This is a genomic window from Micromonospora sp. NPDC049799 (assembly GCF_040656655.1).
Lineage (GTDB): Bacteria > Actinomycetota > Actinomycetes > Mycobacteriales > Micromonosporaceae > Micromonospora.
The window spans coordinates 1-19,372 of sequence record NZ_JBFAMU010000053.1; the positions used below are offsets into that span (position 1 = coordinate 1).

The 19,372-nt window shown below is 70.6% G+C and carries 26 protein-coding genes; 10 read left to right on the plus strand and 16 right to left on the minus strand.

All coding sequences use genetic code 11. From position 1 onward, the window contains the following. Positions 1 to 448, minus strand: a 448-nt coding sequence (locus tag AB0I76_RS07285; protein ID WP_357031075.1) for an EamA family transporter, incomplete at its 3' end; no start/stop codon positions are given. 77 nt (positions 449 to 525) lie between these two features. Here AB0I76_RS07285 and AB0I76_RS07290 point away from each other — a divergent pair. Then, complete coding sequence (locus tag AB0I76_RS07290; RefSeq protein WP_357031077.1) at positions 526 to 1,047, plus strand: MarR family transcriptional regulator; 522 nt, start codon at positions 526 to 528, stop codon at positions 1,045 to 1,047. Positions 1,048 to 1,093: 46 nt separating this feature from the next. Continuing rightward, on the plus strand, positions 1,094 to 1,858 hold the full coding sequence (locus AB0I76_RS07295) for a peptidase E (protein ID WP_357031080.1): 765 nt from the start codon (positions 1,094 to 1,096) through the stop codon (positions 1,856 to 1,858). Here the strand turns inward: AB0I76_RS07295 and AB0I76_RS07300 are convergent. After that, on the minus strand, positions 1,836 to 2,006 hold the full coding sequence (locus AB0I76_RS07300; protein ID WP_357031083.1) for a hypothetical protein: 171 nt from the start codon (positions 2,004 to 2,006) through the stop codon (positions 1,836 to 1,838). The genes AB0I76_RS07295 and AB0I76_RS07300 overlap by 23 nt on opposite strands. Before the next feature lie 119 nt (positions 2,007 to 2,125). Here AB0I76_RS07300 and ychF point away from each other — a divergent pair, with 119 nt between their 5' ends. Continuing rightward, positions 2,126 to 3,211, plus strand: coding sequence for a redox-regulated ATPase YchF (gene ychF / locus AB0I76_RS07305; RefSeq protein WP_357031086.1), 1,086 nt, complete (start codon positions 2,126 to 2,128; stop codon positions 3,209 to 3,211). Positions 3,212 to 3,338: 127 nt separating this feature from the next. On the opposite strand, the gene AB0I76_RS07310 is transcribed toward ychF, so the two are convergent. From AB0I76_RS07310 to AB0I76_RS07320, 3 genes are all read right to left on the minus strand, one after another. Continuing rightward, positions 3,339 to 3,533: a VOC family protein gene (locus AB0I76_RS07310; protein ID WP_357031089.1), complete on the minus strand. Its 195-nt coding sequence runs from the start codon at positions 3,531 to 3,533 to the stop codon at positions 3,339 to 3,341. After that, complete coding sequence (locus tag AB0I76_RS07315; RefSeq protein WP_357031092.1) at positions 3,523 to 3,654, minus strand: hypothetical protein; 132 nt, start codon at positions 3,652 to 3,654, stop codon at positions 3,523 to 3,525. The genes AB0I76_RS07310 and AB0I76_RS07315 overlap by 11 nt, the downstream gene beginning before the upstream one ends. 143 nt (positions 3,655 to 3,797) lie before the next feature. Continuing rightward, positions 3,798 to 4,412, minus strand: a complete 615-nt coding sequence (locus AB0I76_RS07320) for a hypothetical protein (RefSeq protein ID WP_357031095.1) — start codon at positions 4,410 to 4,412, stop codon at positions 3,798 to 3,800. 118 nt (positions 4,413 to 4,530) lie between these two features. Here AB0I76_RS07320 and AB0I76_RS07325 point away from each other — a divergent pair, with 118 nt between their 5' ends. Then, entirely contained in the window at positions 4,531 to 5,058 is a 528-nt protein-coding gene (locus AB0I76_RS07325; protein WP_357031098.1) for an NUDIX domain-containing protein, read from the plus strand. Positions 5,059 to 5,078: 20 nt separating this feature from the next. Here the strand turns inward: AB0I76_RS07325 and AB0I76_RS07330 are convergent, their stop codons facing one another. Then, complete coding sequence (locus AB0I76_RS07330) at positions 5,079 to 5,822, minus strand: class I SAM-dependent methyltransferase (protein WP_357031102.1); 744 nt, start codon at positions 5,820 to 5,822, stop codon at positions 5,079 to 5,081. Between the two features lie 100 nt (positions 5,823 to 5,922). Between AB0I76_RS07330 and AB0I76_RS07335 the strand changes: the two genes are divergently transcribed. Then, complete coding sequence (locus AB0I76_RS07335) at positions 5,923 to 6,780, plus strand: NAD(P)H-binding protein (RefSeq protein WP_357031104.1); 858 nt, start codon at positions 5,923 to 5,925, stop codon at positions 6,778 to 6,780. 362 nt (positions 6,781 to 7,142) lie between these two features. Here the strand turns inward: AB0I76_RS07335 and AB0I76_RS07340 are convergent, their stop codons facing one another. Next, positions 7,143 to 7,493, minus strand: a complete 351-nt coding sequence (locus AB0I76_RS07340; RefSeq protein WP_357031107.1) for a VOC family protein — start codon at positions 7,491 to 7,493, stop codon at positions 7,143 to 7,145. A 192-nt stretch (positions 7,494 to 7,685) separates the two neighbouring features. Between AB0I76_RS07340 and AB0I76_RS07345 the strand changes: the two genes are divergently transcribed. Beyond that, positions 7,686 to 8,837 carry a GNAT family N-acetyltransferase gene (locus AB0I76_RS07345; RefSeq protein ID WP_357031110.1) on the plus strand — a complete coding sequence of 384 codons (1,152 nt, stop codon included), beginning with the start codon at positions 7,686 to 7,688 and terminating at the stop codon, positions 8,835 to 8,837. Between the two features lie 46 nt (positions 8,838 to 8,883). On the opposite strand, the gene AB0I76_RS07350 is transcribed toward AB0I76_RS07345, so the two are convergent. Next, a complete protein-coding gene (locus tag AB0I76_RS07350) occupies positions 8,884 to 9,597 on the minus strand; it encodes an ElyC/SanA/YdcF family protein (RefSeq protein ID WP_357031113.1) in 714 nt (237 codons plus the stop codon). A 106-nt stretch (positions 9,598 to 9,703) separates the two neighbouring features. Here AB0I76_RS07350 and AB0I76_RS07355 point away from each other — a divergent pair, with 106 nt between their 5' ends. Together AB0I76_RS07355 and AB0I76_RS07360 are read left to right on the plus strand one after the other, a co-directional pair. Beyond that, complete coding sequence (locus tag AB0I76_RS07355) at positions 9,704 to 10,039, plus strand: YciI family protein (protein ID WP_357031116.1); 336 nt, start codon at positions 9,704 to 9,706, stop codon at positions 10,037 to 10,039. Further along, positions 10,032 to 11,282 carry a DUF6596 domain-containing protein gene (locus AB0I76_RS07360; RefSeq protein ID WP_357031119.1) on the plus strand — a complete coding sequence of 417 codons (1,251 nt, stop codon included), beginning with the start codon at positions 10,032 to 10,034 and terminating at the stop codon, positions 11,280 to 11,282. Before AB0I76_RS07355 ends, AB0I76_RS07360 begins: the two co-directional genes overlap by 8 nt. 28 nt (positions 11,283 to 11,310) lie before the next feature. Here the strand turns inward: AB0I76_RS07360 and AB0I76_RS07365 are convergent, their stop codons facing one another. Together AB0I76_RS07365 and AB0I76_RS07370 are read right to left on the minus strand one after the other, a co-directional pair. Beyond that, positions 11,311 to 12,036 carry a class I SAM-dependent methyltransferase gene (locus tag AB0I76_RS07365; RefSeq protein WP_357031147.1) on the minus strand — a complete coding sequence of 242 codons (726 nt, stop codon included), beginning with the start codon at positions 12,034 to 12,036 and terminating at the stop codon, positions 11,311 to 11,313. Between the two features lie 199 nt (positions 12,037 to 12,235). Then, entirely contained in the window at positions 12,236 to 12,598 is a 363-nt protein-coding gene (locus AB0I76_RS07370; protein WP_137776404.1) for a PH domain-containing protein, read from the minus strand. 157 nt (positions 12,599 to 12,755) lie between these two features. Between AB0I76_RS07370 and AB0I76_RS07375 the strand changes: the two genes are divergently transcribed. Then, positions 12,756 to 13,157, plus strand: a complete 402-nt coding sequence (locus AB0I76_RS07375) for a VOC family protein (protein WP_357031123.1) — start codon at positions 12,756 to 12,758, stop codon at positions 13,155 to 13,157. A 71-nt stretch (positions 13,158 to 13,228) separates the two neighbouring features. Here AB0I76_RS07375 and AB0I76_RS07380 read toward each other — a convergent pair whose 3' ends face one another. Together AB0I76_RS07380 and AB0I76_RS07385 are read right to left on the minus strand one after the other, a co-directional pair. Next, positions 13,229 to 13,564, minus strand: coding sequence for a hypothetical protein (locus tag AB0I76_RS07380; protein WP_357031126.1), 336 nt, complete (start codon positions 13,562 to 13,564; stop codon positions 13,229 to 13,231). Positions 13,565 to 13,720: 156 nt separating this feature from the next. Beyond that, positions 13,721 to 14,026 carry a 4a-hydroxytetrahydrobiopterin dehydratase gene (locus AB0I76_RS07385; RefSeq protein WP_357031129.1) on the minus strand — a complete coding sequence of 102 codons (306 nt, stop codon included), beginning with the start codon at positions 14,024 to 14,026 and terminating at the stop codon, positions 13,721 to 13,723. 183 nt (positions 14,027 to 14,209) lie between these two features. Between AB0I76_RS07385 and AB0I76_RS07390 the strand changes: the two genes are divergently transcribed. Beyond that, positions 14,210 to 14,659, plus strand: coding sequence for a (deoxy)nucleoside triphosphate pyrophosphohydrolase (locus tag AB0I76_RS07390; RefSeq protein WP_357031132.1), 450 nt, complete (start codon positions 14,210 to 14,212; stop codon positions 14,657 to 14,659). A gap of 157 nt (positions 14,660 to 14,816) precedes the next feature. Here the strand turns inward: AB0I76_RS07390 and AB0I76_RS07395 are convergent, their stop codons facing one another. From AB0I76_RS07395 to AB0I76_RS07410, 4 genes are all read right to left on the minus strand, one after another. Next, the gene (locus AB0I76_RS07395) at positions 14,817 to 15,881 is read right to left on the minus strand and encodes a succinate dehydrogenase/fumarate reductase iron-sulfur subunit (protein WP_357031135.1); all 1,065 of its coding nucleotides are present in this window, start codon (positions 15,879 to 15,881) and stop codon (positions 14,817 to 14,819) included. Beyond that, entirely contained in the window at positions 15,881 to 17,854 is a 1,974-nt protein-coding gene (locus AB0I76_RS07400) for a fumarate reductase/succinate dehydrogenase flavoprotein subunit (RefSeq protein WP_357031138.1), read from the minus strand. Before AB0I76_RS07400 ends, AB0I76_RS07395 begins: the two co-directional genes overlap by 1 nt. 12 nt (positions 17,855 to 17,866) lie before the next feature. After that, entirely contained in the window at positions 17,867 to 18,679 is an 813-nt protein-coding gene (locus AB0I76_RS07405) for a hypothetical protein (protein ID WP_357031141.1), read from the minus strand. Positions 18,680 to 18,962: 283 nt separating this feature from the next. After that, positions 18,963 to 19,372 (minus strand): metallopeptidase TldD-related protein (locus tag AB0I76_RS07410; RefSeq protein ID WP_357031144.1); only part of this gene is annotated, 410 nt, incomplete at its 5' end.

Below are 19,372 nucleotides of genomic sequence, written 5' to 3' on the forward strand. Positions count from 1 at the left end.
GCCCGGCGGCGACGCCGCCGGCGTCGAGCGCGGCATCCGGCCGGAGCACCACCAGACCCACCCCGGCGAGGGCGCCGACGGCGGCGATCAGGGTGCGGCGTGGCGGGCGTTCGGCGAGTACGAGCATCGTCAGCCCGGCGACGATCAGCGGCTGAACCGCGCCGAGGACGGCGGCGGTCCCACCCGGAAGGCGGTACGCGGCGTGGAACAGCAGGGGGAAGAACGCGCCGATGTTCAGCGCACCGAGCACGGCCGAGCGCCACCACCAGGAGCCACGCGGGCGGTGGCGGGTCAGGGCGAGCAGCAGCAGGCCGGCCGGCAGGGCCCGGATCGCGCCCGACCAGAGGGGTCGGTCCGGTGGCAGCAACTGGCTGGTCACCAGGTACGTGGTGCCCCAGGCCGTCGGCGCCGCGGCGGTGAGCAGGATGTCGGCGGAGCGGGTACGCATCGCTTCTCCTCTTTTCGCTCGACCCTAAGTATCTTAGGGCCAAGCTACTTGACGTCGAGGGAAAGCGGGAGTGGGACGTGCGGCACAATCCCGATGTGGCGGAGCGGGACGACGTGGACGGAATCGTCGAGCAGTGGCGGAGGGAACGCCCCTCGATGCGGCCGGAGCCGATGGCGGTGTTCGGGCGGATCTACCGGCTGGCCCGGCTGGTCGGCGACGCCCAGGAGCGGACGTACGCCCGTTGGTCCATCACCCGTGGCGAGTTCGACGTGCTCGCGGCGCTGCGCCGAGCCGGTGCCCCCTACACGCTTCCACCGAAGGCCCTCACCGCGTCGTTGATGCTCACCTCCGGCGGCATGACCGGCCGGCTGGACCGGCTGGAGCGGTCCGGGCTGGTCCGGCGGTCACCCGACCCGGCGGACCGGCGGGGCCTGCAGGTCACCCTCACCGACGCCGGTCGGGAGCTGGTCGAGGAGGCGGCGGACGCGGGACTGGCCGTGCAGCGCACGCTGCTCGACGCCCTGCCTCCCGAGGACCAGGAACGCCTCGCGGAGCTGCTGCGTACGCTCCTCGCCGCCGTGACCGGCCAGGAGGGGTGACCGGGCCCACGGCCCGGCGGGACCCGATCGCCGTGGCTGCGGCAGGATGGGCGACCCCACCGACGGAAGGACGACCGTGCCCGCCAGCGAACCGAGCATCCTCGCCACCAGCATGGGCATCTACGCTCCGCGCCGGCACGGCGAACCCCGACGGGTCAACCCGGTCTTCGACCTCGCCGCCGAGCTGGCGCGTGCCGGCGAGCAACCGCGCATCTGCTTCCTCAACCAGGCCGAGGGGGACCAGCCGACGACCCTGACCCGCGTGTACGAGGCGTTCGCCGGCAGCCGCTTCCGGATGACGCACCTGGCGCTCTTCCCCATGCCGAACGTCGACGACGTCCGGGCCCACCTGCTGGCCCAGGACATCGTCTGGGTGGGCGGCGGCAGCGTCGCGAATCTCTGCGCGGTGTGGCGGGTGCACGGCCTCGGCGACATCCTGCGGGAGTGCTGGGAGGCCGGTGTGGTGCTCGGCGGCGTGTCCGCCGGCTCGATCTGCTGGCACACCGGCGGGGCCACCGACAGCTTCGGCACGACGCTGCGCGGATTCACCGACGGCCTGGGCTGGCTGCCGTACGGCAACGGGGTCCACTACGACAGCGAGGAGCAGCGCCGGCCGCTGATGCACCGGCTCGTCGGCGACGGCACGCTCCCGACCGCGCACTGCACCGACGACGGCACCGGCCTGATCTACCGGGGGCAGCGCCTGGTCGAGGCGGTCGCGGACCGTCCGGGTGTCTCGGCGTACGAGGTCAGCCGCGGCGCCGACGGCGGTGTGACGGAGACGCCGATCACGCCTCGCCTGCTGGACTGACCCGCCCCCGGCGTACGGCGTCGAAGACCTGGGCGAGCTCGGCGGCGTCCTCGCCGGCGTGGTGGGTGTGCGGCAGGCCGGTCAGGCCCAGCTCCCGCCTGATCGTGCTCTGGTGGCTGGTCGACCACTCGCCGCCGGTACGCCCCATCCAGTAGCTGCGTACAGCTCGGGCAGCTTCTCGGTCACGGGCGGACGCTAGCAAGGTCACCAGCTTTTCGCGGGCCTGCCCGCCCGGCGGCCACGGGGAGGCGCGTAAGCTGGCCCGTCGTGAGTCTCACCATCGGCATCGTCGGCCTGCCCAACGTCGGCAAGAGCACCCTGTTCAACGCGCTGACCAAGAACGACGTGCTCGCGGCGAACTACCCGTTCGCCACCATCGAGCCCAACGTCGGGGTCGTCGGGCTGCCGGACGAGCGGCTGCCCAAGCTCGCCGAGATCTTCAGCTCCCAGAAGGTCCTGCCCGCGCCGGTGTCGTTCGTCGACATCGCCGGCCTGGTGCGCGGGGCCTCCAAGGGGCAGGGGCGGGGCAACGCCTTCCTGGCGAACATCCGCGACGCCTCGGCGATCTGCCAGGTGGTGCGCGCCTTCTCGGACCCCAACGTGGTGCACGTCGACGGCAAGGTGTCCCCGGCCGACGACATCGAGACGATCAACACCGAACTGATCCTCGCCGACCTCCAGACCCTGGAGAAGGCGATCCCGCGGCTGGAGAAGGAGGCCAAGCTCCGCAAGGACCGGGCCGCCGCGGTGACCGCCGCCAAGAAGGCGGTCGACCTGCTCGACACCGGCGTGACGCTGTACTCGGGCGCCGCCGGTGCCGGCATCGAGCTGGAGCACCTGCGCGAGCTGCACCTGCTCACCACCAAGCCGTTCCTGTACGTCTTCAACGTCGACGAGGCCGAGCTGGGCAACGCCGCGTTCCTCGACGAGCTGCGCGCCCTGGTCGCCCCCGCCGAAGCCGTCTTCATGGACGCCAAGATCGAGTCGGAGCTGGTGGACCTGCCCGAGGAGGAGGCCCGCGAGCTGCTGGAGTCGATCGGCCAGAACGAGCCGGGCCTCGACCAGTTGGTCCGGGTGGGCTTCCGGACACTCGGGCTCCAGACGTACCTCACCGCCGGCCCCAAGGAGGCGCGGGCCTGGACCGTCCCGGTCGGCGCGACCGCGCCGGAGGCCGCGGGCGTGATCCACTCCGACTTCCAGCGCGGTTTCATCAAGGCCGAGGTCGTCTCCTACGACGACCTGGTCGCGGCCGGTTCGATGGCCGCCGCGAAGGCGGCGGGCAAGGTCCGCATCGAGGGCAAGGAGTACGTGATGCAGGACGGCGACGTGGTGGAGTTCCGCTTCAACGTCTAAATGCGCGGCCGAGGTCGATTCGCTGCCCTGGGCACCGGGATCGTGGCTCAGCCCTTCTGCTTCCACCAGGCTGTGAGAACGGCAAGGAGGACTCGCGAGGTCTGGTCGACAACGTCGAGAGACGTTCCTAGTCCTGGGCCAGAACGTTGATCACGTGGCCGTCGGGGTCCCGGACGAAGAACCGTCGTACGCCCCACGGCCCCTGGGGCAGCTCGTGCACGATCTCGGCTCCGGCGGCGCGTGCCGCCCGGTAGGCCGCGTCGACGTCGTCGACCTGGACGGAGGCGACCGGGACGACGGACGCCGTCGCGTCATGGGTCATGGGTCATGAGGCTCAGTTGCACGCCGGGTCGCTCCGGGTCTGCCAGCGTCACGATCCAGCCGTGATCCATGACCACCTCAAGCCCGAGGACGTCGGTGTAGAAGGCCTTGGCCTCCTTCATCGACGTGCTTCTGAGGTCCGGGACGACTCGTCTGACGGCCATGGGCAGACCCTCCCTGAACTGTGCGCCGGGTGGTCAGCAGGGCAGCTTCTCGAAGAGTTCGTACATGCTGTCGCCGTACCTTGTGGTGCGGCCCAGGTAGATCATGCCGAGTCTGCGCCGCTCAGTGACTCGACCGCCCGGCGGACCCCTTCGTCCGTACGACAGCGGACGACCTTACGGGCGACCGGCCTCAGGAACGCCTCCAGGGTCCGGGTCCCGTTCGCCCCATCTCGCTCCCGCAGGTCGTCCTCCGTGGCGGAAGGTCGGGTCCGGTAGGCGCGCGCGCCCCGGGCGACCCGGACGGCGGACCGGATGTCCCAGTCACGGCCGCCGCGACAGCGGTGTGCGATCGCGCGCCGCACGACCCGCCACATGGTCACCGGCGTCGGCAGGTCGAGCCAGAAGATCACGTCGGCGGCATCCCGCAGTGCGGCGGTCCAACCGGCGTACAACCCCTCCGCCACCCAGTCTTCGGTTGCGGCGAGTGCGGCTGCCCGTTCGCGGCGGAGGTCGTCACGGACCCGCTCCCACCGCCAGAAGGGTGCCTCCGCCTGCGCCGCCGGAGGGTCGTAGGCCAACCGGTCCAGATCGTGGTGCGGGAGCCGGAGCCGAGCGGCGACCGTGCGCGCGACCGTCGTCTTGCCGCTTCCGGGACCTCCGACGATGAGCACCCGCCGGACCGGGACCCCGCGCAGGTCGTCCACGTCCCTCGACATCACCGGCACCCCAACCCGTGGGCGGTCGGCGGTGGACGCCCGAGGTCACGGTACAGGGATGCATCGCCGGCAACGTGCCTCCTGGCCGACACAGACGACGGGGTGGTTGGATCCTCGCGTGGAGGATCATTCGACGCGCTCCGCGGACGAGTTGCTGGACGTCGTGGACGAGCAGGACCGCGTGGTGGGGCAGGCGCGGCGCGACGAGGCGTACGCGCGGCGGTTGCGGCACCGTGCCGTGTTCGTGCTGGCGCGCGATGCTGCCGGACGTGTCTTCGTGCACCGCCGGACAGCGGGCAAGCTCGTCTTTCCGTCGTTGCACGACATGTTCGTCGGTGGCGTGGTCGGTGCGGGCGAATCGTACGACGTGGCAGCGCTGCGCGAAGCTGAGGAGGAACTGGGGGTGTCCGGGCTGCCCTCACCGGTGCCCCTGTTCAGGTTCCGCTACGAGACACCGGAGCACGCCTGGTGGTCCGCGGTGTACGAGGTGCGGTGCCCGTCGACGGTGCATCCGCAGCCCGAAGAGGTCGACTGGCACGCCTTCTTGACCGAGGACGAGCTGGAACGGCGACTCACCGACTGGGCATGGGTGCCGGACGGCCTGGAGGCCTACCGGCGGCTGCGGGCCTGGCGCGCGACCGGGTGACGACGGAGGGACGGCGGTCGTCAGTGGGCCGGCGGGAGGCGGTAGACGGAGACGTGCGAGCGGGAATCGGCCGTGAACTCGCCGCCGGTCCAGTTCGCGTGCCGGCTCTCGAGTCCGAACCCCGCCAACTGGGCCATGAGGTCGAGTTCGGCGGGCCAGATGTAGCGGTGTGGAGTGCGGAACAGCTGGGCCTGCGTGCTCCCGTCGAAGTGGAAGTGGTGCGAGACGACGTGCTGGTGCAGGACGTCGTAGGTGTCCAGTCCGATGTAGCCGGATTCGCAGTGCCAGACGGTGGCCTGCTGGCCGGGCGGGAGCTTGCGCAGCTCGGGAACCCACAGCTCGATCACGAACCGGCCGCCGGGCAGGAGGTGCCGGGCGGCGTTGCGGAAGCAGGCGACCTGCTCGGCCTGCGTGAGCAGGTTGGCGATCGTGTTGTAGACCAGGTAGACGAGGGTGTGGTCACCGGGCGCGGCGGTGGTGGCCATGTCGCCGAGGACCACCGGCAGCGTGTCGGCGTCGACCTTCGTGCGCAGCCGCTCGACCATCGCCGGGGACAGCTCGATGCCGGTCACGGGCACCCCGCGCTCGGCGAGTGGTATCGCCACCCGCCCGGTACCGATGGCGAATTCCAGCGCTGAACCACCGTCGGCCAGGTCGGCGAGTCGGTCGACGGTCGGGCCCAGTACGTCGGGCGCGAACATGCCGGTGCCTGGTGTGTCGTAGCGCCGGGCTGTGTCCGCGTCCCAGATTCTCGCCTGTTCCATGTCGCCAACGATCCGCCGTGGATCGGCGGCCCGTCCACCGACTTTCCGTGTCGCCGGCGGCCTTGACCTCAAGTGCACTTCAGCTACCAGGATCGTTTCCATGACGCGACGAGACACGATTCTGGTCACCGGGGCGACGGGAAACGTCGGCCGCCATGTGGTGTCCCTGCTTCGGCGGGCCGACGCGCCGGTACGTGCTCTCACCCGGGACCCGCCCGCCGCCGACCTGCCCGGCGACGTCGAGGTCACACGGGGGGACCTCGACGCGCCGGAGTCCCTGGCCGCTGCGGTGGCCGACGTGGGGGCGGTGTTCCTGCTCTGGCCGTCGTTCTCGGCCGCCGGGGCGGCGGCTGCCGTTGAGGCCGTGACCAGGCACGCCCGCCGGGTCGTCTACCTCTCCGCGTTACAGGCGGGGGACCAGCCGGACAGCGTGTGGGGCACGGTGGAGCGGCTGGTGGAGGCGTCGGGTGTGGACTGGACGTTCCTGCGGTGCGGTGGGTTCGCCACGAACACGCTGGCCTGGGCCGACCGGGTCCGCGCCGAGGGTGTGGTGCGAGCACCGTACGCCGAGGCGGCGCGCTCGCTCATCCACGAGGCGGACATCGCCGAGGTGGCGGTGCGGGCGCTGACCGGCGAGGGGCACGCCGGCCGGGCGTACGCGCTGACCGGGGCGGAGGCCGTCACCCAGGCCGAGCAGGCGCACCTCATCGGGGAGGCGATCGGACGACCGGTGCGCTTCGAGGAGCAGTCGGAGGCCGAGGCGCGGGAGGAGTTGCTTGCGGTCTTCGGTGATCCGGCTCTGGTGGACGCGTCGCTCGCCTACTGGCGCGGCCTGGTCACCGAGCCGGAGCCGGTGACGACCACGGTGGCCGAGGTGACCGGGCGACCCGCCCGTACCTACGCCCAGTGGGCTCGGGACCACGCGGCCGACTTCGGCGGTCCGGTCGCCGCGCGCTGACCCGGCGGCGAGGGACGTGCTTCACCTGGCCCGGGGTCACCTCCGTCGGCGACCACGCACATCGATCCCCATGGTCGGTGGATGATCACCGTCTGGTTTCGTTCCGACGGGAGGTCGCGCAGCCACCGTACGACCGTCTCGCGGTCGCCGAGACCCACGGTCTCGCTGGTGGTGCGGCACCGTCCCCGCGCACGTGCACCCCTCCGTTTGCTTGTTGCGGATCAACCTGGCTCCCGGGGGCGGGGGAGCAGCAGGACCAAGCCGTCAGGTCGGGAAGAGCGGGGACACCGCGAAGATCGAGGACAGGCCGGACCCGATCACGAGCGACGATGGCACGAAGAGCGGCTTCCGGAGCATGAGCCCTAGTCGTGGGCCAGGATGTTGATCACGTGGCCGTCGGGGTCCCGCACGAAGAACCGTCGTACGCCCCACGGCTCCTCGGTCAGCTCGTGCACGATCTCGGCCCCGGCGGCGCGTGCCGCCCGGTAGCTCGCGTCGACGTCGTCGACCTCGATGGAGGCGACGGGGACGACCGACGCCGTCGCGTCATGGGTCATGAGGCTCAACTGCGCTCCGGGTCTCTCCGGGTCGGCCAGCGTCACGATCCAGCCGTGATCCATGACCACCTCGAGCCCGAGTACGCCGGTGTAGAAGGCCTTGGCGTCCTCCATCGACGTGCTCCTGAGGTCCGGTACCACTCGTCTGACCGCCATGAGCAGATCCTCCTCAACCGGTTACCGGCTGGCAACCGGCAGGGTGAGGGTAGACGGAGACGTGGGAGCGCGATTCGGCCGTGCGCTCACCTCTGGTGAGCCGTCCTGCTGCCGGCACTGATTCGCGGACTCGCTCGCTCGCCGGTCCGTGGTGTCGTAATCTGGCCGACTTCGATTCTTCCGGAGGTTGACGTGACCGAGTATCCGCAGGAGGTCGTCCAACGTTTCCACGGCGGCCCGGAGCAACTGGCCGCCGGACTGGTGGGAGAGCCGCCACGTGGTTGGCGGTCCGTCGTCATCGAGGACTACGAGCCGGCGTGGGCGGACCGGTTCGTCACGGCCAGTTCCGCGATCGGTGCCGTCCTGGGCGATCTGGTCCTCGACATCGAACACGTGGGTTCGACCTCCGTGCCCGGCCTGGCGGCCAAGCCCATCATCGACATCGACCTCCTCCTCGAGGACACGACGGACGAGTCCCGCTACGTCCCCGCCCTCGAAGGGATCGGGTACCGCCTCGTGCTTCGGGAGCCGTGGTGGCACGGGCACCGGATGCTCGTCAGCAAGACGGATGACGTCAATCTCCACGTCTGGCCGCAGGGCGCACCCGAACCGACACGCCACCGGCTCCTTCGCGACTGGCTCCGCTCGCATCCGAAGGACCGGGACCTCTACGCGGCGACCAAGCGGCGCCTGGCGCACGAGACCGCCGAGCGGCCCAGTGACTACAGCCTGGCGAAGAACGACGTCATCGACCAGATCCTGGGGCGGGTCTTCGCGGCCGCCAGCAGACCTTCCGGGACCGACCTCGGCGGTCGACCGGTGCGGGTTCGTACGGCGACCCTCGACGATCTCGAGTCCGTCATCGACGTGCACACGCAGGCGCGGCTGGCCTACTACGAGGCGGGTGGGCTCGCGCCGGAGGCCGTCCGTGACCCGGCGCTGGTGCGGGAACAGCGGAACGGTTGGACGGAGGCGATCCGATCGCCGGTGAAACGGGTGCTGTGCGCCACCGCCGACGGCGAGATCGTCGGCATCGGCGCGATGGGCCCTCCGCACTCGGCGGACGAGGATGCCGGGTCGGTGGGCCAGCTCTACCAGATCCACGTCCTGCCGGGCCGGTGGGGCAACGGCGTCGGCAGCACCCTGCATGCGGCCTTCGTCAGCTACCTCGCCGAGGCGGCACTGCAAACCGGACTGTTGGAGGTCTGGGAGCGCAACGCCCGCGCCCGGTCGTTCTACGCACGGCACGGATGGGAGCCCGACGGGCGATCGCGGCCCGGCCCGCTCGGTGCGCCGTACGTCCAGATGCGACTGACTGTCCCCCGGACAGCGGTTGGTCGTTGATCGGCGCAGCCGCCCCTAGCAAGCATCCGTTTCGATCAGTACGGAGTCAGCCGCGCAGGGCGTCCTCGATGCCCGTCTCGCGGCGGCCCAGGTGGACGGGGTCACGGCCCCACAGCACGTCCCAGGCGGCCTTGACGCCGGCGCCGTACTCCCGGCTGGAGCTGATCCGCCAGGTCCGCTCATGCTGCCGGGCCGTCTCGTCGCCCACCCCGTTGACGTCCAGGCCGAGTCGCCGGCACACGGTGACGGCGCGCGGAAGGTGGAAGGTCTGCGTCACGACCGTCGCCCGGTCCACGCCGAAGATCCGCTTGGCGCGGGCGCACGAGTCGTACGTGTCGAAGCCCGCGTGGTCCTGCACGACCTTGTCGGACGGTACGCCCCGGTCGACCAGCCAGCGACGCATCGCGCCCGGCTCGTCGTAGTCCGCCTCCATGTTGTCGCCGGACACCAGGATGGCGCGGACCTTGCCGGCGGTGAACAGCCGGTACGCGACCTCCAACCGGCCGACGAGGAACGGCGACGGGGTCCCGTCCGGGTACACCCGGGTGCCCAGCACCAGGGCGACCGGCGCCTCGGGTACCGCCTCCTCGGTGAAGATGCGCCCGTCGGCGCCGTCGCGGACCCACGCTGCGCTCGCCACGGTGGCACCGGTCAGGATCGCCGCGCCGAGCACGGCCGCCAACAGCGCGCGGCGCCACCGCCGCCCCCGGGGACCGGCCACGGTACGGGCTACGGCCCGGATGGACAGTCGGCGCGGCATGCGATCAAGTATGCCTGGGCGTACCCGGAGACTCGATCACGCCGGACTGTCCGGAAGGCCGCCCGCCGTTCGTCATGGTGGTGAACAGGCCCGAGAGGAGCACACGATGAAGTACATGATGTTCGTCTGCAGCGACACCGAGCCGGACACCGACCGGTCCGACTGGCCCGACGTCGAGGAGTGGGTGGCCGAGAACGACGCCCGCGGCCGGCGTCTGACGGGCGACGTGCTGGCCGAGACGTCCGCCGCGACCACCGTCCGCGTCCGCAACGGTGAGCTGCTGGTCTCCGATGGCCCCTTCACCGAGACCAAGGAGGTGATCGTGGGGTTCGACCTGCTGGAGTGCGCGGACCTGGACGAGGCGATCGAGGTTGCGCGTACCCACCCGATGGCCCGTCAGGGGCGGATCGAGCTGCGGCCCTTCGCGGACCCGGATGCCTGACCAGGGCGCGGTGGCGACGGCCGCGGAGGCCGTCGCCACCGCCGCCACCGGGTCGTACGCCCGGATCGTCGCCGCACTCATCCGGGTCACCGGGGACTGGACCCTGGCCGAGGACTGCGCCCAGGAGGCGTTGACGCTCGCGTGGCAGCGGTGGCCGGTGGAGGGCGTGCCCGCCAACCCGGGTGGCTGGCTGATGACGGTCGCCCGCAACCGGGCGCTCGACGTGCTCCGACGGGCCACCGTCGAGCGACGCAAGCTGCGTGAGCTGGCGGTGCTCGCGCTGACCGGCCCGGATGACGGGCCGCCGTCGGGGGAGGGGGAGATCGTGGACGACCGGCTGCGGCTCGTCTTCACCTGCTGCCACCCGGCTCTCGCGCTGGAGGCGCGGGTCGCGCTGACCCTGCGTACGGTCTGCGGGGTCGCCACGGCGGACATCGCGCGGGCCTTCCTCGTCACGGAGTCGACGATGACCCGCCGGCTCACCAGGGCGAAGACGCGGATCGCGACCGCCGGCATCCCCTACCGGGTGCCGAGCGGGCCGATGCTCGCCGAGCGGCTTCCCGGGGTGCTCGCCGTGCTGTACCTGCTCTTCACCCGAGGCTACGACGCGAACGGCGAGCCGGCCTTCGCCGACGAGGCGATCCGGCTGGCCCGGCTGCTTGACCGGCTGCTGCCGGGGCGGTCCGAGATCGCCGGGCTGCTGGCCCTGTTCCTCCTCCAGCACTCCCGGCGGGACGCCCGGCGCGACGCCGAGGGCAGCCTGCTCACCCTGGACCGGCAGGACCGCGCCCGCTGGGACCGCACGTCGATCGCCGAGGGGCTGGCCGCCCTGTCCCGCGCGACCGGGGACGGCCCGTACGCCCTCCAGGCCCGGATCGCCGCGCACCACGCCACCGCCCCGTCCGCCGCGGCCACCGACTGGGTCGCGATCGCCGAGGCGTACGACCGGTTGGCCCGGGTGCAGCCCTCACCGGTGGTCGAGCTGAACCGGGCGGTCGCGCACGGCTACGCGTACGGGCCGGCGGAGGGCCTGGCCCTGCTCTCGGCGGCGCGGGCCGGCGGGGGGCTGGACGCGTACCCGCTGGCGGTCGCCGTCGAGGCGGACCTGACGGCCCGGCGGGGCGACCGTCACCGGGCCGCCGCTCTGTTCCGCCAGGCGGCGGAGGCCCACACGGGCGCCGAACGCCGCGCCCTGCTCGCCCGAGCAGAAACAGAGAAAGAGTGGCAATCCGAGCAGGAATAGCCACTCTTTCCCGGAAACTGCTGCCCGGTCAGGGCTTTCGGTAGACGGACACGTGGGACGTGCTGTTCGTGGTGAAGGGGGACCGGTGCCAGTCGGCGTACCGGTCGGCGAGGCGGAGACCCGCCCGCTCAGCCAGCTCGTCGATCTGGTCCGGCCAGAGGTAGCGCATCGCGAACGGGCGCAGGTGCACCCCCGCACGGTCGAACGTGATGGTCTGCCGGACGAACGTCTGCGCCGCCCGGTCGTACTGGTGCACGCGGATGGTGGCCGAATCCTCGGTCACCGACCGCATGTGGACCTGTTCGTCCCGGTCGAAGTCCGCCGGGTCCGGCACGAACGCCTCGACGACGAACGCGCCACCGGGAGCGAGCACCCGGGCGACGTTGCGGAGGCAGTCCGCCTGCCGCTCGGCCTCGGCCAGGTTGAACAGGGTGTTGAACACCAGGTACGCCAGCCGGTACGGACCGGGCACCGGCACGTCGGCCATGTCGCCGATGGTGACCGGGATCCGGTCGCCGCCGGGCTTGGCGCGCATCTTCGCCACCATCTCCGGTGACGCCTCGACACCGTCGACCGCCAGGCCGCGCGCGGCCAGTGGGAGGGCGACCCGGCCGGTGCCGATCGCCAGTTCCAGGACCGGGCCGCCGCCGGCCAGGTCGGCGAGGAGGTCGACCGCCGGAGCGGGATCCGGATTGCCGGGGCCGTCGTAGGTGTCGGCCCAGAGCCGGCCGAAGAGCCCGGGATCGTCGAAGATCGACGTGGTGCGGTCGGTGGTGCGGTCAGTGGCGCCCTCGGGCGCCGGAGTCGCGGGAGTTGACACGAAGCCTCGATTCCGTTCGGTGGGGGATTCCTACCTGGGCGGACCTCGGCGTGTACCTCATCGTCTGCTCCCTCCACTCGGCCTTCGGAACCTCACTCAACCGGAGGGGGACGAGACCGGCAACCCATTACCGTCAGCTGATGTAGTGCAGGATGACGTTGTGCACGTGGTGGCTCTTCTGGTCGCCGCGGAACTCCACCTCGTACGTGTGCGTGCCGACGTGGATCGCGATGGCGCCGGTGGAGAAGAACGAACCGCCCCAGGACTTGTTGCTGACCACGCTGACACTGGTGATCTTCGAGTACGGGATGCTGGTGATCGCGTACCGCTTGCCGACGAACGAGCGGTCCTGAATGATCACGCGCCGGTCGGTCAGGCCGATGAATCCGGTGCCGGTCCCGACGGCGTCGTAGACGGCGATGATCTGCTCGCCGTCGAGCAGGCCGCTCTGGATCTGCTGGAACTGCTCCTTGCGGTCGTACGTCGCGTTCGCCATGCGTTCCACGCTAGGCACCGGGCGCCAGCGGCCCCGGCGAGCTGCGCGCTCCATCGTTGAATCCGGGGCAACGATCGTGTGCCGATCACGGCTTGGTCGGGATCGCACGGAAGCGGATCATGATGACGACACCCTCACCCCACCGGAAGGCCCTCTGATGACCACCGAAACCGTTCGCGTCACCGGCTTCGACCACCTCGTGCTCAACGTCTCCGACGTCGAACGCTCCCTCGACTTCTACTGCGGGCCGCTGGGCCTGACCCCGGTGCGCGTCGACGAGTGGCGGGCCGGCCGGGTGCCGTTCCCCTCGGTACGCGTCGACGCCGGCACCATCATCGACCTCGTCCGGCGGGATCGGGGTGAGTCCAACGTCGATCACTTCTGCGTGGTGGTCGAGCCGCTGGACTGGGCGGCGGTGGTCGAGTCGGGGATCTTCTCCGTCGTGGAGGGGCCGGTCGGGCGGTTCGGCGCGCGGGGCAACGCCACCTCGCTCTACGTGCGTGATCCGGACGGCAACGTGGTGGAGCTTCGCTGGTACCCGCAGGACGTCGCCGGCTGACCGAGCCATCCGCCGGCGGACACGGCGGAGCCCCGCCGGACGGCCGGCGGGGCTCCCGTGCGCCGTGCCGACTACCGGCTGGTGCGCGGGTCGTTGTCGCGGGTGCGGCTGCCCGACTTGGCCAGGCCCCGGCTGACCAGGTAACCGATGGTCAGGAGGGTGATGTACCACCAGGCCTTGTCGGCGGCGAAGTAGTCGCTGCCGTTGTCGGCGGCACCGTCGCCGACGGCGTTGGAGGCGATCAGGACACCGATGACCGACAGCAGGTAGACGGCCAGTTCGGTGGTCTTCCAGGACGGCTTGGTCTCGTCGCCACGCAGGTGGCGGTGGTGCAGGTCGCGACCGTCGTGGTGACCGTCGTGCTCGTGGTCGGTCAGCCGCGGGTTCGAGGCGGTGGGCGTCGTCATGGTATCTCCCGAAAAGTAACGAATCAGGGGTTCAGTTCTCTGCGGGCTGGTTGTCTGCTCCCGCGCCGAATCTGTACCCGCGCACCTTTCAGGGAAACCACAGCTTTCCCAGGTTCCTCTCAGGCGGCCGCGCCCTCCGTCAGCCGCCCGCCCGTCTCAGTGCTCGGTCACCGCGCGGTACGCGTCCTCGATGCGGGCCGCCAGCAGGACCTCTCCCTCGGAGAGGGGGGTGCTTCCGTGGCCGACGCGAATCCGGGTCTGGTCGGACCGGCGGCTGATCTCCGGCCGGACACGCAGGGCGTCGGCGACCACCTTGACCCGCTCGGTCAGAGCCGCGTGCTGCGCATCGTCGATCACCAGGGTCCGACTGATCTGCTCTCCCTCGCGGACCCACCCGTTGAGTAAGGTGAGAGCGTCGTTCAGATAGTCGCGCTTGGCCCGGCCGCTGAAGAGCACGCGCATCACCGCACCTCCCAGGCGTCGTTGCCGGCTTGTGGCCAAATCGTCGCCGTCCCGTGTCTTGTCGGTGTCCTACAGTCTGTCGTCGGGCAGACGGTGTGTCCACGCCCACACTTCCGGGTTCTCCTGACCTGACGGTCGGTCGCGGTACCCAAACCGCCTATTGATCTGGCACGCTGGACGGCCGTGTGGACCGAACGGGCTAACGGCGGTAGGCAGGCCGAACGACGGGACCTGAAGGTCATCGTCGGGGCGGCGATCATCAAAGACGGGCGGGTCCTCGCCTGTGCCCGTTCCGCGCCGCCCGAGGTGGCGGGCATGTGGGAGTTCCCCGGTGGGAAGGTCGAGCCGGGCGAGAGCGAGACCGCCGCGCTGGCCCGGGAGTGCGCCGAGGAACTCGCCGTACGCGTGGAGGTCGGCGAGCGGGTCGGGCGCAACGTCCGGATGGCCCACGGCCGATCCGTGCTCAAGGTGTACGCGGCCCGCCTGCTCCACGACGACCAGCCGCAGGCCCTGGAGCACTCGGCGCTGCGCTGGCTCTCCGCCGCCGAACTCGACTCGGTCACCTGGCTCCCCGCCGACGCTCCCATCGTCGCCGCCCTCCGCCCCCTCCTCGAAGCCCCGCCGCATCCCTAGCCGCGCCACGATCACGCACGAACAGAGACGTAGTGGCCTCGACAAGCCCGCGAGGCCACTACGTCATGGTTCGAGCGCGATCTCGCCGCGCCGCACCGGGGAACGGGAACGGGGGCCGGCGGCGTGTGCCGCGGCCCCCGTCGTGGTTCTGTGCCCGTCAGTGCTTGTCCTGCTCCGGGTGGGCGAAGTTCAGGTGCTCCGGAGGCAACGGGAAGGTCACGTCGTCGCCGAACGGCGAGGGCGCCGCCGCGCGGTCGAAGGTGAGCTCCGTCAGCGGCAGCTTGCCGCGGTCGTCGACCGCCGGAGCCGTCGGGTGCGGCACCTCGCGGTGCCAGTTGACACCCGCCTGCGCCTGCGCCTCCGCCCGCGGGTCGTGGGAACCGCCCGCGTGCGAGTGCACGCCGGCGGGACCGCCGCCCGAGTGCGCGGCGCCGCTGGAATGCCCGCTGGTCACGCTGGTCTGAGGCACCTGACCCCTCCGGAAGATCTTGCTACCAAGCCACACAAGGGGATCATACTTGCGGTCGACGACCCGCTCCTTCATGGGGATGATCCCGTTGTCGGTGATCTTGATGTGCTCGGGGCAGACCTCCGTGCAGCACTTGGTGATGTTGCAGAACCCGAGACCCTGCTCGGCCTGCGCGTACTCCTTGCGGTCGTCCCGCGCGTCCAGCGGGTGCATGTCCAGCTCGGCCGCCCGGATGAAGTAGCGCGGCCCGGAGAACGCTGTCTTGTTCTCCTCGTGGTCGCGGACCACGTGGCAGACGGTCTGGCACAGGAAGCACTCGATGCACTTGCGGAACTCCTGCGACCGCTCCACGTCCATCTGCTGCATGCGGTAGTCGCCCGGCGCGACGCCCGGCGGCGGCGCGAAGGCCGGCGTCTCCCGGGCCTTCTCGTAGTTGAACGACACGTCGGTGACCAGGTCCCGGATGATCGGGAAGGTCCGCAGGGGCGTCACCGTGATCGTCTCGTCCTCGGTGAACGTCGACATCCGCGTCATGCAGCTGAGCTTCGGCTTGCCGTTGATCTCCATCGAGCAGGAGCCGCACTTGCCGGCCTTGCAGTTCCACCGGCAGGCGAGATCCGGCGCGTCGGTGGCCTGCAGGCGGTGGATCACGTCGAGGACGACCTCGCCCTCGTTCACCTCGACCGTGTAGTCCTGCAGGTCGCCGCCGCTCTCGTCGCCCCGCCAGATGCGGAACTGGCGCTTCGTACCCATCAGAGGTTCTCCTTCTCGGCGGCGGCGTCAGCGGCGGCGGCGTCGGTGGCGATGAGGGCGTCGAACTCCGCCAGTTCCTCGTCGGTCAGGTACTTGCCCAGCTCCGCTCGGTCGAAGAGGCCGATCAGCTCCGAGCGCATCTTCGGCAGGGGCTTACGCTCCAGGCGCACGGTGTCGCCCTCCAGCGAGCAGACCAGGTTGACCCGCCGCCACGCCGGGTCCATCGCCGGGTGGTCCTCGCGGGTGTGCCCGCCGCGGGACTCCTGCCGCTCCAGCGCCGCCTTCGCGGTGCACTCCGAGACCACCAGCATGTTGCGCAGGTCCAGGGCGAGGTGCCATCCGGGGTTGTAGCGCCGGCCGCCGGCCGCGCTCACCTTGGCCACCCGCTCGCGCAGCGCCGCCAGCCTGTTGAGCGCGTCCACCAGCTCGCCCTCCCGCCGGATGATGCCGACCAGGTCGCCCATCACCGCCTGGAGGTCCTGCTGGAGCGTGTACGGGTTCTCGCCGGTGTCCCGCTGCAACGGCGCCAGCGCCGTCTCCACCGCGGCCTCGACCGCGGCCACCGGCACCTTCGGGCGTCCGCTCAGGCCGTCGGCGTACGACGCGGCGTGGCCACCCGCCCGCTTGCCGAAGACCAGCAGGTCGGACAGGGAGTTGCCACCGAGCCGGTTGGAGCCGTGCATGCCGCCGGAGACCTCACCCGCGGCGAACAGCCCACGGACGTGACCGAAGGCGGCGCCCGAGTCCGGGTCGACCTCCACGCCACCCATCACGTAGTGGCAGGTCGGCCCGACCTCCATCGGCTCCTTGGTGATGTCGACGTCGGCCAGCTCCTTGAACTGGTGGTACATCGACGGGAGGCGCCGGCGGATCTCCTCGGCGGGCAGGCGGCTGGCGATGTCCAGGTAGACGCCGCCGGCGGGGGTGCCCCGACCGGCCTTGACCTCGCTGTTGATCGCGCGGGCGACCTCGTCACGCGGGAGCAGCTCCGGGGGACGCCGGTTGTTGTCGGGGTCCTTGTACCAGCGGTCGGCCTCGGCCTCGTTGTCCGCGTACTGCTTGCGGAAGACGTCCGGGACGTAGTCGAACATGAACCGCTTGCCCTCGGAGTTCTTGAGGACACCGCCGTCCCCACGCACCGACTCGGTGACCAGGATGCCCTTCACCGAGGGCGGCCAGACCATGCCGGTCGGGTGGAACTGGAGGAACTCCATGTTGATCAGGGTCCCGCCGGCGCGCAGCGCCAGGGCGTGCCCGTCACCCGTGTACTCCCAGGAGTTCGAGGTGACCTTGTAGGACCGGCCCACACCGCCGGTGGCCAGCACCACGGCCGGCGCCTCGAAGAGGACGAACTCGCCGGACTCCCGGTAGTAGCCGAACGCGCCGGCGATCCGGTCGCCGTCCAGGAGCAGCTCGGTGATCGTCGTCTCGGCGAACACCTTGATCCGGGCGTCGTACGAGCCGAGGTCCCGCTTGTCCTCCTGCTGGAGGGAGACGATCTTCTGCTGGAGGGTGCGGATCAGCTCCAGGCCGGTGCGGTCGCCGACGTGCGCCAGACGCGGGTACTCGTGGCCACCGAAGTTGCGCTGCGAGATCCTGCCGTCCTTCGTACGGTCGAACAGCGCGCCGTACGTCTCCAGCTCCCAGATGCGCTGCGGCGACTCCTTCGCGTGCAGCTCCGCCATTCGGAAGTTGTTGAGGAACTTGCCACCGCGCATGGTGTCGCGGAAGTGCACCTGCCAGTTGTCCCGGCTGTTGACGTTGCCCATCGCGGCGGCGGCGCCGCCCTCGGCCATCACCGTGTGCGCCTTGCCGAAGAGCGACTTCGAGATGATCGCGGTCTTCTTGCCGGCGAGCCGGGCCTCGATCGCCGCCCGCAGTCCGGCGCCGCCGGCCCCGATGACGACGACGTCGTAGTGGTGTCGTTCGATTCGCGTGGTGGAACCCGTGTCAGGTCGCGAGGAAGTTGTCATGTCAGGGGCCTTCTAGTTGATGAAGCGCAGGTCGCTGAACCAGCCGGCGGAGACGGCCATGATGTAGAAGTCGGTGAAGATCACCGTGAACAGCGACGTCATGGCGAACGTGCCGTGCCGGACGTTCAGCTTCGACACGAAAGTCCACAGGCGGTACCGCAGCGGGTTCTTCGAGAAGTGCTTGAGACGGCCGCCCATGACGTGTCGGCAGGCGTGGCAGGAGGCCGTGTAGCCGGCGAGCGCCACGATGTTGACCAGGATGATCAGCGTGCCCAGGCCGAAGCCGAAGCCGCCGTCCGGCCCACGGAACGCCAGGACGGCGTCGTAGATGTTCACCAGCAGGATCAGCGCCGCCAGGTAGAAGAAGTAGCGGTGCCAGTTCATGACGAACAGGGGGAACCGGGTCTCACCGCTGTACGACTTGTGTGGCTCGTTGACCGCGCAGGCCGGCGGGGACGCCCACAGCGACCGGTAGCCGGCCTTGCGGTAGTAGTAGCAGGTCACCCGGAAGCCCGCGACGATCGGGAAGGCGATGATCCCGAGCGGAACGAAGAACGGGAAGTCGCCGAGCGGGGTGCCGAAGTGCGCCGAGCCCGGTACGCACTCGTTGGAGATGCAGGGCGAGTAGAGCGGCGTCAGGTAGTGGTAGTCCTCGACGTAGTACCACTTCGCCATGAAGATGCGGATCGTCGAGTAGACGATGAAGAAGAGCAGGATCGCGGCGATGATGAGGGGCTGAACCCACCAGCGGTCCGTGCGCAACGTCCTCGCCGCGATGGCGGCGCGCGGACGCGCTCCTCCCGGCTTCGTTGCCGTTGATGTCATTCGAGTCGTCTCCCTGACGGGGCCCTCGCGGGCGGCGGATCAAGTTCCGGTAGGCAACCGGACCGGCGAACCCGCACCCGCTTGCCAACGTCATGCGCACACCAACGACCGCACCGGTGATACGGCGCAGCTAAGTGACACACGTTACGCCGATCTCCGCGGGCCGTCCGCGCAAGGGAGTGTCCCGTGTGTCCGGGGCGGGGAAAACCCCTCAGGCGATGATCGATGTCCGGATGTTAAGAAGTTCACTGGACATCGACGACTCCGGCGCCCGGCGGACGGGTCAGCCGGAGGCACCCCCGGTGAAGTTCCACGACGCGAGCCGCAGCGACGGCGCCTCCCACCAGACACCGTCGAACCGGTCCGGCTGTCGGACCGCGTGCCGCCCTAGGCCCAGCACCGCGCCCGGCCCGAGGGCCCGCGGGTACGACTCGGTGAAGCGCAGGTCGCGGACCGCCCGGGTGACCACCCCGTCCTCGACCAGCCAGACCCCGTTGCGCGTCAGGCCGGTGACCACCAGGGTCTTCGGGTCGAGGACCCGCGTGTACCAGAGGTCGCTGACCAGGAGGCCACGGCGCATCCCCGCCAGCAGTTCGGCGGCGGCGGGGGCTACCTCGGGCCGCAGGCCGTCTACCAGAAGGGCACCCAGCACCTCAAGGGCTGGCAGGCGCTGGACTACGTCCGGCAACGCTA

Coding starts and splice junctions, on each gene's coding strand:
- AB0I76_RS07405 (WP_357031141.1), bottom strand. CDS start 18,679: ATGACATCAACGGCAACGAAGCCGGGAGGAGCGCGTCCGCGCGCCGCC.
- AB0I76_RS07350 (WP_357031113.1), bottom strand. CDS start 9,597: ATGCCGCGCCGACTGTCCATCCGGGCCGTAGCCCGTACCGTGGCCGGT.
- AB0I76_RS07355 (WP_357031116.1), top strand. CDS start 9,704: ATGAAGTACATGATGTTCGTCTGCAGCGACACCGAGCCGGACACCGAC.
- AB0I76_RS07380 (WP_357031126.1), bottom strand. CDS start 13,564: ATGACGACGCCCACCGCCTCGAACCCGCGGCTGACCGACCACGAGCAC.
- AB0I76_RS07385 (WP_357031129.1), bottom strand. CDS start 14,026: ATGCGCGTGCTCTTCAGCGGCCGGGCCAAGCGCGACTATCTGAACGAC.
- AB0I76_RS07360 (WP_357031119.1), top strand. CDS start 10,032: ATGCCTGACCAGGGCGCGGTGGCGACGGCCGCGGAGGCCGTCGCCACC.
- AB0I76_RS07310 (WP_357031089.1), bottom strand. CDS start 3,533: ATGACCCATGACGCGACGGCGTCCGTCGTCCCGGTCGCCTCCGTCCAG.
- AB0I76_RS07370 (WP_137776404.1), bottom strand. CDS start 12,598: ATGGCGAACGCGACGTACGACCGCAAGGAGCAGTTCCAGCAGATCCAG.
- AB0I76_RS07400 (WP_357031138.1), bottom strand. CDS start 17,854: ATGACAACTTCCTCGCGACCTGACACGGGTTCCACCACGCGAATCGAA.
- AB0I76_RS07375 (WP_357031123.1), top strand. CDS start 12,756: ATGACCACCGAAACCGTTCGCGTCACCGGCTTCGACCACCTCGTGCTC.
- AB0I76_RS07300 (WP_357031083.1), bottom strand. CDS start 2,006: ATGGGGCGTACCGGCGGCGAGTGGTCGACCAGCCACCAGAGCACGATC.
- AB0I76_RS07340 (WP_357031107.1), bottom strand. CDS start 7,493: ATGGCGGTCAGACGAGTGGTACCGGACCTCAGGAGCACGTCGATGGAG.
- AB0I76_RS07295 (WP_357031080.1), top strand. CDS start 1,094: ATGGGCGACCCCACCGACGGAAGGACGACCGTGCCCGCCAGCGAACCG.
- AB0I76_RS07315 (WP_357031092.1), bottom strand. CDS start 3,654: ATGAAGGAGGCCAAGGCCTTCTACACCGACGTCCTCGGGCTTGAGGTG.
- AB0I76_RS07395 (WP_357031135.1), bottom strand. CDS start 15,881: ATGGGTACGAAGCGCCAGTTCCGCATCTGGCGGGGCGACGAGAGCGGC.
- AB0I76_RS07335 (WP_357031104.1), top strand. CDS start 5,923: ATGACGCGACGAGACACGATTCTGGTCACCGGGGCGACGGGAAACGTC.
- AB0I76_RS07320 (WP_357031095.1), bottom strand. CDS start 4,412: ATGTCGAGGGACGTGGACGACCTGCGCGGGGTCCCGGTCCGGCGGGTG.
- AB0I76_RS07330 (WP_357031102.1), bottom strand. CDS start 5,822: ATGGAACAGGCGAGAATCTGGGACGCGGACACAGCCCGGCGCTACGAC.